The organism is Nitrosarchaeum koreense MY1, assembly GCF_000220175.1.
GTDB classification, from domain to species: Archaea; Thermoproteota; Nitrososphaeria; order Nitrososphaerales; family Nitrosopumilaceae; genus Nitrosarchaeum; species Nitrosarchaeum koreense.
Genome location: NZ_AFPU01000001.1, coordinates 1082296 through 1096250, shown reverse-complemented (window position 1 = coordinate 1096250; position 13955 = coordinate 1082296). Strand labels below are relative to the sequence as shown.

Here is a 13955-nt window from a genome sequence, read left to right as displayed (position 1 = left end):
AACAATTACCAAATTTATTTATGATTCCAAAAATACTTGCATTTGCAGGTAGCACTAGAACTGAATCATTTAACAAAAGACTAGTCAAGGTAGCATCTGCTGGAGCAAAAGAAGCAGGTGCAGATGTAACAATAATTGATCTTCGTGATTTTCAAATGCCACTTTATGATGAAGATTTGGAAAAAAAAGAAGGACTGCCATCTAATACACGTAAACTAAAAGAATTGATGTTATCTCATCATGGATTTTTAATATCATCTCCCGAATACAACAGTTCAATTTCTGGCGTTCTCAAAAATACAATTGATTGGACATCAAGACAAGACAATGACGAATCACCACTGTCTTGTTTTAAAAATAAAGTAGCAGGAATAATGAGTGCATCACCTGGTGGATTGGGAGGATTGCGAGGACTAGTTCATGTTCGTGCAATTCTTGAAAATATGGGAGTCCTTGTAATTCCAACCCAAGTAGCAATATCAAAAGCTCACGAAGCTTTCAATTTGGATGGAACTATGAAAGATCAAAAACAAGAGCAACAAGTAAAAAAGATTGGTGCTAATCTAGCTCAAATGTTATTGAAACTAAATAATTAAAATCGCATGTCATCTATTTCCATCAATCTTGCAATTAGATTCGCTAGGCATACAATATACTTGAAATTTAAATAATTTTGTCACAGATGAATCCTCGTAGGTCACACTTACATATGCAAGTAGAGTTTCAAGGTCGTCATATTTTTTAGGAATCTCCCATGAGAAAACAAACTCTCCATAATTATTAGAAAATCCATTGAATTCTCGAATTATGTCTTCATCATAATCTTCTATTGTCAACGTTACTCTTGCACCTTCAACGGGTTTCTCTCCGTAAGTGATATGCGATGTTATGGTGTGAGTTGTACCTCTTCGAACCAAATGTTGACCATCCACAGAAAGTTCTAGTTCTGGAGTGGCTTGACTATTTATAAAAATAATTAGGATTTTGTTATCTATAAGATATTGAATATTCTGAATGAATTCTGCATCAGTTATTTTGTCGTCAATCCACCAGTGAAAAGTAGTAACAAACCATGATGGAATTCTTTTGGAGTCATTAACATTATCTGCAATAGAGAAATAGCTTACAAAAAGTTGTTTGCCATTAAATTCAGATACCACTCGATATGTTCCTTTTTGTGATTGATCATTAATTGAAAAAACTGTAGAATACAAACCAGTTTCCAATACGGGTGTACGTAGAATTTCTTTTGTATTATCTGGTTTTTGTATCTCTAATGTCACAAATCCTGATCTTCCATGCTCATTTACATTTCCAGAGATACTTACAAAATCCATTTTACCTTTAGGTGGTATATCATAGATCTGCATTTGAATATGCGCGATATTTTTTATCATTCCAATGTTTGATAAATTCTCAAGCAATGAGATGATGTCTTGTTTAGAGTTGTTTTGAATTGAATGGTTCTTTGCATTATCTTTAATCCATTTAGGAATTTCAACTGATTGTGCTGTATTATCTAAAATAAGTTGCTCATTAGATTCTGCTATTGCAAGAGAAATTATTCCAATAAACAGCATGGCAGCTAGTCCAAATATAGACAATGTCTTTTGCAATGATCTTAAATGGACTTTTTTGCATTTAAAGTAAAATACGTAATGAACAGTAATGGTTTTTAATAAAAATTTTAGTACAGGAGTATCAAACCAATTTGATGGAACTCGAACTGTTTTTTCATCCATTTAGAATAAAATATTTGGTCTTGTCTAATCTCTGTTGGAATTATAAATTTTCGTTAAAAAATTGAGACCATTAACCAACTAAGACGACTTGTAATGCCAATAGCAACTAGATCCTGAAGCACGTGGATGAAGCAAAACAAGTTTTTTGGTTAATGGTCTCTTGGTCAGAATATGTGCAGTGCATACAATAAAAAATCACACACATCACACTATTCTAGTGTTGCAAATGTTATTAAAAATACAGAATGTTATCTAAAGTTATTCTATGCTTTGAAATCAAACTCGTGTTATGTTAATGTAAAATAGATTGATGGAATAATCTATAATGATAAATTCTATTTTGGGGTATTTATTTCATGGAACAAACAAACATGACTGATCAAAAAATCCCTTGGGTTTTAGTCAGTAGTTTCAAGGACGCAACTAACATGCATGACTTGGAAAAAATCACTCCATTAATTAGCGAATTAATTGATGATTGGCATGCAAATGGAAAAATTATGTGGTCTGGCGCATTTAGTGACAACAAGACAAGTATGGCTGTATTTGAGGGAACTGCACAAGAGGCAAAAATATTTTATGAAAAATATGGCAAGATATGCTCAGGAATACTTGATTATCACATGTTACAGTGGGATGCTATGCCATTACTCTCAATTCTGTCACATTGACAGAATGTTTTTTCTCTTATGAACAATAAACTGTGTAGGATTTGTGGTTGTGAAGTTGACGAGTTTGATAAATGCTCAAAATGCAATTTGATAGTGTCTACTTTGTGTAAGCGTTGTAAACAAAAAGAAGATCACAAACACATCTTCATTAAAAAACTGATTTTAATTTGCTTAGATAATTTGTAATTTTTTCAAATATCTATTCTATGATTATAGAACAATATCACATAATGTGCAAACCATTTAAATCATTTATTTATCGTGTAAATTTTTGTTGAATAACATAACTGCCATATCTTTTGTTTTTGCTGTTTTTATGATTTCTACTTCACCATTAATTTTTGCAGAATCAGACCAAGACAAGCTCTCTTTTGCATCGTCCCTTGAAGAAACACTAGGCCATTTTTGGGCATTAGAACAGAATCTTGATGAAAAGAATGCAGAACTTGCATTGGTTCATGCAACACACCCAGTAGCCGAACTATATGACTCAATGAAGCCAATACTGCAAGCATCTGATCCAGTACTTGACTCTCAAGTCCAAACCATTTTGATGAATCTTGGACAAAAAGCAACCACTACTGTATCTCGCGATCAAGCACAGCAAGCAATTGATGATGCAAAAGAGGTAGTATCCATTGCACGACAAACAGTTGTAGGCTCTGAATTAAGTAATGATCCTGATTTTAAAATTAACTTGATGAAAATATTACTACAAACCTCAATTGCAGAGTATCATGAAGCAGTATCTGACGGTGTGATAGGTGAGATGGCAGAGTTTCAGGATGGCTCTGCATTTGTCTGGAGATCACAGCAAATCTTTGATGAGGTAAAGTCTGATTTGCCTGAACATGAGGTAGAAGCGATTGAAGAACTTTACACTGGTTTATGGAATGCATATGATAACAGAGCAGACCCAGAAGATGTTGAAACAATCTCAGGAGGAATTATTCATGAGATTGATGAAATACTTGGACTAGAAAGCGAAGATGCAGACTTAATAGTTTACGTTGATACAATCAAAAGTCTACTTACCCAAGCCAAGACCGAATATGCCAATGGAAATACCGATTTAGCACTTAGTCTTGCTACCAAAGCATATCTTGATAACTTTGAATTCTTGGAGGCTCCACTAGTGCAAGCAGGACAGCAAGAACTTATGGAAAAAGTTGAAACCAATATGCGAATAGAACTAAGAGACATGATTAAAACCGGTGCCTCTTCATCTGAAGTCAATCAAAAAATTGATACAATTATCTCAGACATGGATATTGTACAAGTATCAGTTCCAGAGTTTGGTACAGTTGCAATGATGATTCTAGCAATTGCAATCATTTCAATAATTGCAGTAACTGCAAAAACCAAAATGATCCCACGATTTTAGATTTTTACTTTATCACTAATTACGAAATTTTGACTTTCACTTAGAACGTAATTGTGTGCTGCAGCAAGGACATTTTATTCCGTCATATGTCAAGTATACATTACATGAAGTACATCTTTTAGTGTTGTCTGTGTATCTGTTTTTTCAACACGGTGTCTCTCACAAATTCCCCTACACGTCATATTGAATTCTGCATTTAGGGCATGCATTTGATTTTTTTGTGAAATGTGAATAAACATTATCGCAATGACTGCATATTTTTGTTATGACCAGAATCACAAATTTTAAAATGTATTTTATATTTTAAATCTGATTGTGATTCTATTTGTTAATTCCATGAATGTAGAATAATTGTATTTTTTCATACGTTCATATTATTTTCATGCCTAGAGTATATTAATTGGATAAACCATCCAACCGTTTAAGTACGTGGTGCAAAATCACATGATTCATGTCGCAATCAAAAGAAATTATAGTTTCAAAATCTAATGTTCCTATTCTTTCAGTTGCAATTTTGGCAATTGTTTTTGCATTTGGATTATTCCTTGTAGGTTACGATCAAGGACATTTGTTTAGCATTGTTTTAGGTAACCAAGCATTTGAGGATCTTTACATTCATGAATTAACTCACGACATGAGACATGCAGCGGGATTCCCGTGCCATTAAGATGATATGAAAACAGCTTTATTTCTTGCAATTGTTTTGATTTCAGGTGCTCTTGCAGGTACCATACATGGTGTTGCAAATTTGATACTTGTTGAACCCTATCTTGACACGGCAATTGGAATTGAAAATCAACATCTATTTGCATCGGGTGAAGAAAAAGACACTCCTGAATTTAGAGCAGAATTTGATTCATATCGATACTGGCAAAAAGGTGGACAGGTTTTAGCTGGAGCAATTTTGGGAACATCCATTGGTGCGTTGTTTGGACTTGTTTACGCATATTCTAGAAGTTCATTACCTGGAAGAACTGATCTGAAAAAAACATTTACACTTGCGGCAATAATGTGGCTAGCAATTTACTTTATACCGTTTTTGAAATATCCTGCAAATCCACCAACAGTAGGTGACCCTGAAACTGTAATACTGAGATCAATTCTATATCTTTCATTTATCACAATCTCTAGTTTTGGTGCAGTGGGATTTTATCAATTATACAAAAAATTACAATCACAAAAAAAGATTGTTGCCTTTGTTGGATATACAATTTTTATCAGCATAGTGTTTGTAGTGATGCCTCCAAATCCTGATGAAATATCTGCACCTATGGAATTGGTAAATGACTTTAGAACAATGTCTGTTATTGCAGTTAGTGTATTTTGGGTATCTGTAGCTACTATTTTAGGCATATTTTGGAGCAAATTTCGACCTGATTCTCAAATTAAACTAGAAAAATATTAGTTTGTAATTTTTAAATTTCATGTCTGTCTGCGTCCATTTTTCCAATAACGATTCAAACTGTCTTTTGCTAGTATTCTCATTTATGACTCAAGATTCTATTTTGAATCCTAATTGTCTTAGTTCATCACGAATCTCTTGTTTCATTTGATCAAGTTCTGTTTTTGGAATATCAAAGCTAACCATTTTTCTAATCTGGTTTAACATCACTCTGCCTTCTTGGTCGTCTGATAATTTCTGACCTGATTCTTCAAAAGTATAGTATGCCTTCATTATTTCTAGGCGTTGACTTCTGTCATCTTTATCTGGGTTTTTCATCCATTGATCAATTAGTATTCGTAAATCGTGCTGTGTTACAGGAGGAATTGGTTTGGTATCTCCTGAAAAAATCATCGTCATAATAATCCCAACAGCTACGCATCCTATTCCGATAGGAATTATTTTATTCATAAACAATCTCAAAACGTTAAAGATAAAAATGATCTTAATTGTAATTTATTGTGAAATCTACGATTCCATTAATCGTACTGTCTGTATTTTTTGTATTTTCAATTCCGCTATCATATGCTGAAGAAATAAAAACCATCTTTGTTGGCCCAAATTTGGTTGATTGTGTTGGAGTTGGCCCACAAAAATGCATGCAAATAAGAGATGATGAAAAATCAGAATGGACTAATTTTTACGATAAAATCACAGGATTTGATTTTGTAGATGGAAACTCATACAAACTCTCTGTTAAAGTAACCGATGTAGCAAATCCTCCAGCTGATGCTTCAAGCAAAAAATATGAACTAGTAAAAATAATCGAAGAAAAATCTTCGTCAAGACATGTACCTTACAAAAATCTATGTGCTCCTGGATTTGTTTCACTTGGTAAAATTTGTGTATTAAATGATAGATGTGGACCTGGCATCTATGCTGGAAAAGTCTGTGTTATGGATGGAATAAAACAACCTTACCTGAGACCATTACAGCAGGGCAACGCAGGAATTCCTGCAGGTAGCGTGATCTGTGCCGAACCTTTAGAATTAATCTTCAAACATGACATATCTCCCGTATGTGTTAATCATGAGTCAGTTAACAAGCTAAAAGAACGAGGATGGTATGTTGAAAAACCAATTGTTGCATGTACATTAGAGTATGATCCTGTATGTGGAATGGATGCAAAGATCTATGGAAACATGTGTGCTCTTAATGCAGAACATGTTGCCATGGACCATAAAGGCGAATGTGTAGAACCCCCTGCAGGAATATTTGAAAGCACTCTTGATTACACTATCAACCCTGTAGTTATTGGAGAAAAGAGATACTTTGTAACAGAGATTGCTAACAATGTGTACTGGTTAGTTGGTAGCGGTTATCAGACAATGTTTGTTACAACAGGACAAGGTGTAGTTGTAGTTGATGCACCACAGCCTATTGGAGAAAAATATCTTGATGCAATTAAAGATGTGACTTCAGAACCAATAACTCATATGATTTATTCACATTCTCATGCAGATCACACTGGCGCAGTAGATCAGATATTTTCACCAGATATTACATATGTTTCACACAAACAAACGGCAGATGTTTTAAAACAAGAAAACGGCACTAGACCAATACCATCTGTAACGTTTGATGATTCAATGTATTCTCTAACCGTTGGAGAACAGACGCTAGAGTTGCACTATCTTGGAAATTTCCACTCTAATGGGGATATTTTGATTTTAGCTCCTCAACAAAAAGTTGCAATGCTCGTTGACTTGATGCGTCCAGGTGAACCACCGTATAGAGCATTTGGTGTTACTCCTGACATTGATTTGTATCTGAAAACACATGATGTTTTAGACTCATTTGATTTTGACGTTTTAATTTCTGGCCATACCAATTTGCTTGCAACTAAAGATGATATTAAAACAAACAAGCAATTTGCAGAAAGTGTTATGGAAAATGCCAAAAATGCTCTAGCTTCAAATGATCCTACTGGAAATTGTGCCCAAACTACCATAAATCAATGGGAAGGAAAGCTAGGAAATCTTGAGACCTTCATGGCTGATCATTGTAATGCAATGATAGATTATCTCAATGAGAAACCGTGAGTAAATTTACAAAAAATTGAACCATTTATTTTTCAAAGGATAGGTGTGGAATTATCTATAGAATCAAAAAATTCTATAATAAAAGTATACTATCGTTAACCAATTATATCATAATTTTACATTGATTGTTTCATCAATGAATATGATCATAATTTCATATGCAATTTTCACAAAGTTTAATCCTGGGATTTCTTGTAATTGCTGCAATATCTGGAGTCATAGGGGTAATTTCATTATATCAGTTTGTTACGATTATAGATTCACTAAAAACTGCGGTGCCAGAATCAATCGAGGATTTTAAAACAAAAGCATCAGTTTTAGAAAATGACCGATTGATAATGTATTATGATGAAGTTTTAACACAATCAGCCAGAAATTATGCTTTTACTCATGATGAAAAATGGAAATCAAGGTATCTTCAAATTGAACCTGTACTGGATAAACTGATCAAAGAACCATATAGTGATGCAAACAATAGCGTTTTTTTTGAATTAAATAAAATAAATATTGAACTTGTTAACATGGAAAAAGAAGCAATAAGATTAACCGATGATGGAGAATACAAACAAGCCATATCACTTTTGGAAAGTGATGAATACACAAATCTAAAATCCCATTACACAGATTCATTGAAGATTCACTCAAAAAATAATGATTTAGAATATAATGATGGTATTAGATCATTAGAAAATACATCCCTACTACTATCTTCAAACATAGATAGAGTGACAAAAGAAGGTACAATTGTATTAGAAATCATTTTTCCAATTCTGGTGTCTCTGTCTATTTTACTGGGAATATTTTTTTCAAAAAGATTATCCGCACCAATAAGTGATTTAAAAAAATCTGTAAAACTGATTGCTGCAGGGAATTTTGATGTTAACATTCCAGTACGTGGGCCAGATGAGATAAAGGAATTGATACAGGATTTTAAGACGATGGTGATAGAGCTGAATAAAATTGATATCATGAAAAATGATTTTTCAGCCATGATCACACATGAATTAAAAACTCCACTGGTTCCAATAATTGGATATGTGGATTTACTTTTATCAAAACACTTTGGAGATTTAAATCAAAATCAAATAGAACGATTATTGAAGATAAAAAATAACTGTGTAAGGATGCAAAATATGGTCACTGATATTCTTGACATTAATAGAATGGGGACCAATCAATTGAAATTCAATATGGAAATAAATGATATGTCTTTAATTGTCATGTTTGCTATAGATATGTTAAAAGATGAATTTAGTAAGAAAAAAATTACAATTATAGAATCTCTTGAAAAAAATCTAATGTGCAATTGTGATAAAGATAGAATGAGTCAGGTCATTATCAACGTATTAAGTAATGCAATTGATTTTTGCCCAAAGCAACAAGGAAAAATTGAGATAATAACAAACAGAATTAAAAATAATGTTCACATTATTATCAAAGACAACGGAATGGGAATTTCAAAAGAAAACATAGACAAAATATTTGTAAAGTATTATCAAGTAGACACCACATTAACTAGAGAGCATGGAGGAACAGGCATAGGTTTGTCATTATCTAAGATTATCATAGAAAATCATAATGGCAAAATTTGGGCAGAATCAAATGGTTTGGATAAAGGCTCTGAAATTCATATTCAACTGCCTACTATTTGAAAATTTATTTTCATCCTAAAATATGGCTTAATCATTGTAATGTGGAATCAGAATGATTTTTTATTACGATCTTTTTTTAAAATAATAGAATGCAAATTATTGTAGATGATGATAGTGTGCGGATAAAATTCAACATTGTAGAAAAAATACTGGGGGTGCATGGTTCATTTGTTATTCCACTGAATAACATATACTTCATTCATACCGATGTTCCAAAACAATCATTTAAAGAACTTCGAATTCCTGGAACATGTTTTCCAGGACTAATTAAAGCTGGAACTTATTTTACAAACAGAGGATGGGAATTTTGGTATACTACAAGAAACAACTCGTTTCTTAATATTGAGCTCAAAAACGGATTCTATAAGAGAATAATACTATCTTTTAACGAAAATGAATCAATAAAAAACAAAGTACGTGATAAGATCAGACCGAGTAATTAGAAAATGAAAATCAAACTTTTCAATACCTATTTGTGCCCATTTTATTCCTCATAATGGGGATGATCTCCTGTGGGCCCATTTTTGTACCCAATTTGGGGGCTGGGCCCAAAAAAGAATGAATTTTTAATTTTTACAAAAAGAATTTTTTTCATTCTGCAAAAATGGTTCAGACCTCTATGGATTCGCTTTGTATTTCTAAAACAGGAATTTAGGCACAAAATTAATAATTCTTTTATTAGTTGTTCCAATTTTTAATATCTATGAGATTCATTTTTTTCCTTCTAGTGTTGGTATTCCTTGGTACGACTACACTTGGTGAAACATTTGCAGAACCATCACTAAATGTACAGGACTTAGTTGTTGAAAAATATGTTTCAGATCTCTGTTGTATGATTACTACAATGACCTTTGTTGAAGATGACATTCTAATTTTACAAAAAAGTGATGGAGTAGTTCGTTTAATTCAAGACGGAGTTTTACAAGACGAGCCTGTGCTTGATGTAAATGTTGATCCAGATGGAGAAAAAGGAATGTTGGGAATAACTAGCGTTGGGTCAACAGTATACCTCTATTACACAGAAGCAAATGAAGATGGAGGAGAATCTCTAGGAAATAGAATTTACAAATATGAATGGACTGGAGATTATTTGATAAATCCAGAATTACTAAAAGAACTACCATCAAACATTTCTCATAATGGCGGTGCAATGGTTGTAGGATTAGATGAACAAGTCTATGCAGTAATTGGTGATACATTAGGATATGGTCTTCTTCAAAATAAACCTCTAGATTGGTTAGAAGGTGATGATCTTGATCTGAAAGATAATGGGGTAATTTTGCAATTAGAGGGAGAAAATCCTTATTTTGCTATGGGCATACGAAATAGCTTTGGTTTAGCAGTAGACCCTGTTACAGGAAATTTATGGGCTACTGAAAATGGAGATGATAATTTTGATGAAATTAATTTGATTCCAGAGAAGTTTAACAGTGGTTGGATAGTCATTATGGGCCCTGCAACTGAATCTGAACTTGCTAGTCTTCCAGGATACGAAGATTACATTTACGATGATCCAAAATTCTCTTGGGAACAATCTGTAGCACCAACTGGATTAGATTTTGCAAAATTTCAAGAAATCAATAATTATGATAATTCTCTTTTTGTAGGAGATTGTAATACAGGAAATCTCTATAAATTTGAATTAAATGAAAATCGTAATGGTTTTGAATTTACCAATTCATTTCTTCAAGATAATGTAGTAAACAAAGATGAGTCTTTGGATGAAATTATAATTGGTACTGGATTTGGGTGTGTAACTGATATTGAAAGAGGCCCTGATGGTTTTCTATATGTGGTGTCATTGAGTGAAGGAGCCATCTATAGAATACTTCCTGCTCAAACAATTACAAATTCTACCGTTTCAGATAATGGTGGTGGTTGTTTAATTGCTACTGCCACATATGGTTCTGAATTAGCACCACAAATACAACAATTACGTGAACTACGAGACAACTCTTTGCTCCAAACAACATCAGGTACATCATTTATGAGTGCATTCAATCAATTCTACTATTCGTTTAGCCCAACTGTGGCAGACTTGGAGAGAGAAAATCCAATATTCAAAGAAGCAGTTAAACTCATGCTTACTCCAATGATCTCTAGCCTATCAATTCTAAATTATGTGGATGTGGATTCAGAAGCTAAAATGCTAGGATATGGAATCTCTTTGATTCTGCTAAATGTAGGAATGTATTTCGTAGCACCTGCAATTACTGTGTGGCAAATTAAAAAACGAATTTAATTTTCATGCCTATCTGCGTCCATTTTCATCCCCAAAATGGTAGGTGAGTCCCTGTGAGCCTGTCTCATTCATTAGAAAAATAAAGATCCTAATCATCTAACAATCATTGACTGATGATATATCTGCTGATGACCGTGAACGAGTAACTCTACTCCAAATTGTTTCAAGATCTAAAAATGACTTTAAAAAACTAACACTAGATCAATTAAAGCGATTGCAAGAATTACTTGAAAAAAAAGATTACAGTCATGACAAAAAAGCCCAAAAATCAAAACAAAAACTATTGAACAAAATCAATACACGAATTTATGAATTAGAAGAAGGCAAAGGCATCTTTTACTAGTCAATTAGATACAAATAACAAAAGGAACTTGATTAATCATGGCAAAAAATCATCTAATTCATGAAACCAGTCCATATTTATTACAACATGCAGAAAACCCAGTAGACTGGTATGCTTGGAATGATGAGTCTCTAAAAAAAGCTAAAGATGAAAACAAACCCATATTTCTTAGTGTAGGGTATAGTGCTTGTCACTGGTGTCATGTGATGGCACACGAATCATTTGAAAATGACGAAGTTGCAAAATTCATGAATGAAAATTTTGTAAACATCAAAGTTGACAGAGAAGAAAGACCGGACCTTGATGATATATATCAAAAAGTTTGTCAGATAGCAACCGGTCAGGGTGGATGGCCTCTTAGTATTTTTCTAACTCCTGATCAAAAGCCATTTTACGTTGGAACTTATTTTCCAGTTTTGGACTCTTACGGTCGTCCAGGTTTTGGAAGTATTACAAGACAACTAGCACAAGCTTGGAAAGAAAAACCAAAAGACATTGAAAAGTCTGCTGATAACTTTCTATCCGCATTACAAAAAGCAGAGACTGTAAAAATTCCATCTAAACTAGAAAAAGTTATTCTTGATGAAGCTGCAATGAATTTATTTCAGCTTGGTGATGCAGCATATGGTGGATTTGGTTCTGCGCCAAAATTTCCAAACGCAGCTAATGTTTCATTTTTGTTCAGATATGCAAAACTTACAGGACTATCAAAATTTAATGAATTTGCGCTCAAAACTCTAAATAAAATGGCCAAAGGCGGCATCTTTGACCAGATAGGTGGAGGATTTCATAGATACTCTACTGATGCAAAATGGCTTGTTCCTCATTTTGAAAAGATGCTTTACGATAATGCCTTAATCCCAGTAAATTATGCTGAAGCCTATCAGATTACCCAAGACCAATTCTATCTTGAAGTTCTTCACAAGACTTTGGGATTTGTCTTAAGAGAAATGACTTCAAAAGAAGGTGGATTTTATTCTGCATACGATGCTGATTCAGAAGGTGTAGAAGGAAAATTCTACGTATGGAAGAAAAGTGAGATAAAAGAGATACTTGGTGATGATGCTGAGATATTTTGTTTGTACTATGATGTTACTGATGGCGGTAATTGGGAAGGAAACAGCATTTTGTGTAATAACATCAACATCTCTGCAGTAGCATTTCATTTTGGAATGCCTGAAGAAAAAATCAAAGAAATTCTTGTACGTTGCTCTGAAAAATTATTGAATGTTCGTTCCAAACGAGTTCCTCCTGGACTGGATGATAAAGTACTCACTTCGTGGAATGCATTGATGATCACAGCATTTGCTAAAGGGTACCGTGTAACTGGAGAAACAAAATATTTGGATGCTGCAAAAAACTGTGTCTCATTTATTGAAACAAAACTACTTGATGATACTAAATTATTACGAACTTACAAAAACAATGTGGCAAAAATAGATGGTTATTTGGAAGATTACTCTTATTTTGCAAACGCATTACTTGACGTCTTTGAGATTGAACCTGAAGCAAAATATCTGAATTTGGCAGTTAAACTAGGACATCATTTGGTTGATCACTTTTGGGATCCTGAGAGTAGCAGCTTTTTTATGACATCTGATGATCATGAAAAATTAATCATCCGACCAAAGAGCAATTATGATTTGTCATTGCCATCTGGTAACTCAGTTTCATGTTTTGTAATGTTGCGATTGTATCATCTTACACAAGAAGAAAAATTCTTAAAAATTGCAACTCAAATAATGGAATCTCAGGCTCAAATTGCAGCTGAAAATCCATTTGGCTTTGGCTATCTGCTAAATACAATTTACATTTTCATGCAACATCCAACTGAAATTACAATTATCAACTCTGAGAATTCAGAAATTTGTAATTTCCTTTACTCTAAATTTTTACCTGAATCAATTATGGTATCAATTAACAATAAATCTCAACTAGAAAATCTATCTAAATTCCCATTTTTTGCAGGAAAATCCTACAGTGATAAAACATCTGTCTTTGTTTGTAAGGATTTTACTTGTTCGTTACCTTTGGCGACTATAAGCGATATAAAATCAAACCTTTAGATTTTTTTTATATCTATTCCAAGTACACTTCCAACTTGCGGTCTGCCCATTTTTTCATATCTTGATTTTGGCATACCTATTGTAATTTGTGTTTGTTGATAACTTCTAATGTTAACTGTTGGCTGAGCTTGCAATATTGCTTCTAATAATGGCATGACCTGCTCTTTTGTTTCGGCATCTAGTCTCTTTGAAACATTGTCTATGATCATTTGTTTTTGAGAAATTGGCTCAGTTGACACATTTTCAATCAATGTTAATTGTACTACTTGCCCATTATCCACAATTTGTGTAATTTTAAACTCGTCTGTTGCTGACAATATGTTATTTATAGAAAAATTGATTTATCAACGTATTGCAAAATAAAGCACTACT

The 13955-nt window shown here is 33.2% G+C and carries 14 protein-coding genes; 11 read left to right on the top strand and 3 right to left on the bottom strand.

Annotation, left to right across the window (positions count from 1 at the left end; genetic code table 11):
* Positions 1-20 precede the first annotated feature (20 nt).
* A complete protein-coding gene (locus tag MY1_RS06340) occupies positions 21-596 on the top strand; it encodes an NADPH-dependent FMN reductase (protein ID WP_007551032.1) in 576 nt (191 codons plus the stop codon).
* A gap of 9 nt (positions 597-605) precedes the next feature.
* On the opposite strand, the gene MY1_RS06335 is transcribed toward MY1_RS06340, so the two are convergent.
* Complete coding sequence (locus MY1_RS06335) at positions 606-1742, bottom strand: hypothetical protein (RefSeq protein WP_048109904.1); 1137 nt, start codon at positions 1740-1742, stop codon at positions 606-608.
* 356 nt (positions 1743-2098) lie between these two features.
* Between MY1_RS06335 and MY1_RS06330 the strand changes: the two genes are divergently transcribed.
* The 4 genes from MY1_RS06330 to MY1_RS06315 all read left to right on the top strand — a co-directional run bounded on the left by MY1_RS06330 (position 2099) and on the right by MY1_RS06315 (position 5202).
* Complete coding sequence (locus tag MY1_RS06330) at positions 2099-2413, top strand: hypothetical protein (RefSeq protein ID WP_007551027.1); 315 nt, start codon at positions 2099-2101, stop codon at positions 2411-2413.
* A gap of 271 nt (positions 2414-2684) precedes the next feature.
* Complete coding sequence (locus MY1_RS06325; RefSeq protein WP_237698810.1) at positions 2685-3797, top strand: PEFG-CTERM sorting domain-containing protein; 1113 nt, start codon at positions 2685-2687, stop codon at positions 3795-3797.
* Between the two features lie 451 nt (positions 3798-4248).
* Positions 4249-4464: a CbtB domain-containing protein gene (locus MY1_RS06320; RefSeq protein ID WP_007551024.1), complete on the top strand. Its 216-nt coding sequence runs from the start codon at positions 4249-4251 to the stop codon at positions 4462-4464.
* 6 nt (positions 4465-4470) lie between these two features.
* Complete coding sequence (locus tag MY1_RS06315) at positions 4471-5202, top strand: CbtA family protein (RefSeq protein WP_007551023.1); 732 nt, start codon at positions 4471-4473, stop codon at positions 5200-5202.
* Positions 5203-5289: 87 nt separating this feature from the next.
* Here the strand turns inward: MY1_RS06315 and MY1_RS06310 are convergent, their stop codons facing one another.
* The gene (locus tag MY1_RS06310) at positions 5290-5649 is read right to left on the bottom strand and encodes a hypothetical protein (RefSeq protein WP_007551022.1); all 360 of its coding nucleotides are present in this window, start codon (positions 5647-5649) and stop codon (positions 5290-5292) included.
* Positions 5650-5699: 50 nt separating this feature from the next.
* Here MY1_RS06310 and MY1_RS06305 point away from each other — a divergent pair, with 50 nt between their 5' ends.
* The 6 genes from MY1_RS06305 to MY1_RS06280 all read left to right on the top strand — a co-directional run bounded on the left by MY1_RS06305 (position 5700) and on the right by MY1_RS06280 (position 13583).
* Positions 5700-7280 (top strand): MBL fold metallo-hydrolase, encoded by a 1581-nt coding sequence (locus tag MY1_RS06305; protein ID WP_007551020.1) that lies wholly within the window; start codon positions 5700-5702, stop codon positions 7278-7280.
* 158 nt (positions 7281-7438) lie between these two features.
* A complete protein-coding gene (locus MY1_RS09410; RefSeq protein ID WP_007551019.1) occupies positions 7439-8932 on the top strand; it encodes a HAMP domain-containing sensor histidine kinase in 1494 nt (497 codons plus the stop codon).
* An 89-nt stretch (positions 8933-9021) separates the two neighbouring features.
* Positions 9022-9375 carry a hypothetical protein gene (locus MY1_RS06295; RefSeq protein WP_048109901.1) on the top strand — a complete coding sequence of 118 codons (354 nt, stop codon included), beginning with the start codon at positions 9022-9024 and terminating at the stop codon, positions 9373-9375.
* A 389-nt stretch (positions 9376-9764) separates the two neighbouring features.
* On the top strand, positions 9765-11174 hold the full coding sequence (locus MY1_RS06290; protein ID WP_007551015.1) for a PQQ-dependent sugar dehydrogenase: 1410 nt from the start codon (positions 9765-9767) through the stop codon (positions 11172-11174).
* 106 nt (positions 11175-11280) lie between these two features.
* Positions 11281-11517, top strand: coding sequence for a hypothetical protein (locus MY1_RS06285; RefSeq protein WP_007551014.1), 237 nt, complete (start codon positions 11281-11283; stop codon positions 11515-11517).
* Positions 11518-11555: 38 nt separating this feature from the next.
* Positions 11556-13583 carry a thioredoxin domain-containing protein gene (locus MY1_RS06280; RefSeq protein WP_007551013.1) on the top strand — a complete coding sequence of 676 codons (2028 nt, stop codon included), beginning with the start codon at positions 11556-11558 and terminating at the stop codon, positions 13581-13583.
* Here the strand turns inward: MY1_RS06280 and MY1_RS06275 are convergent.
* Positions 13580-13900: a hypothetical protein gene (locus MY1_RS06275; protein WP_007551012.1), complete on the bottom strand. Its 321-nt coding sequence runs from the start codon at positions 13898-13900 to the stop codon at positions 13580-13582. The two genes, MY1_RS06280 and MY1_RS06275, sit on opposite strands and share 4 nt — an antisense overlap.
* Positions 13901-13955 lie beyond the last annotated feature (55 nt).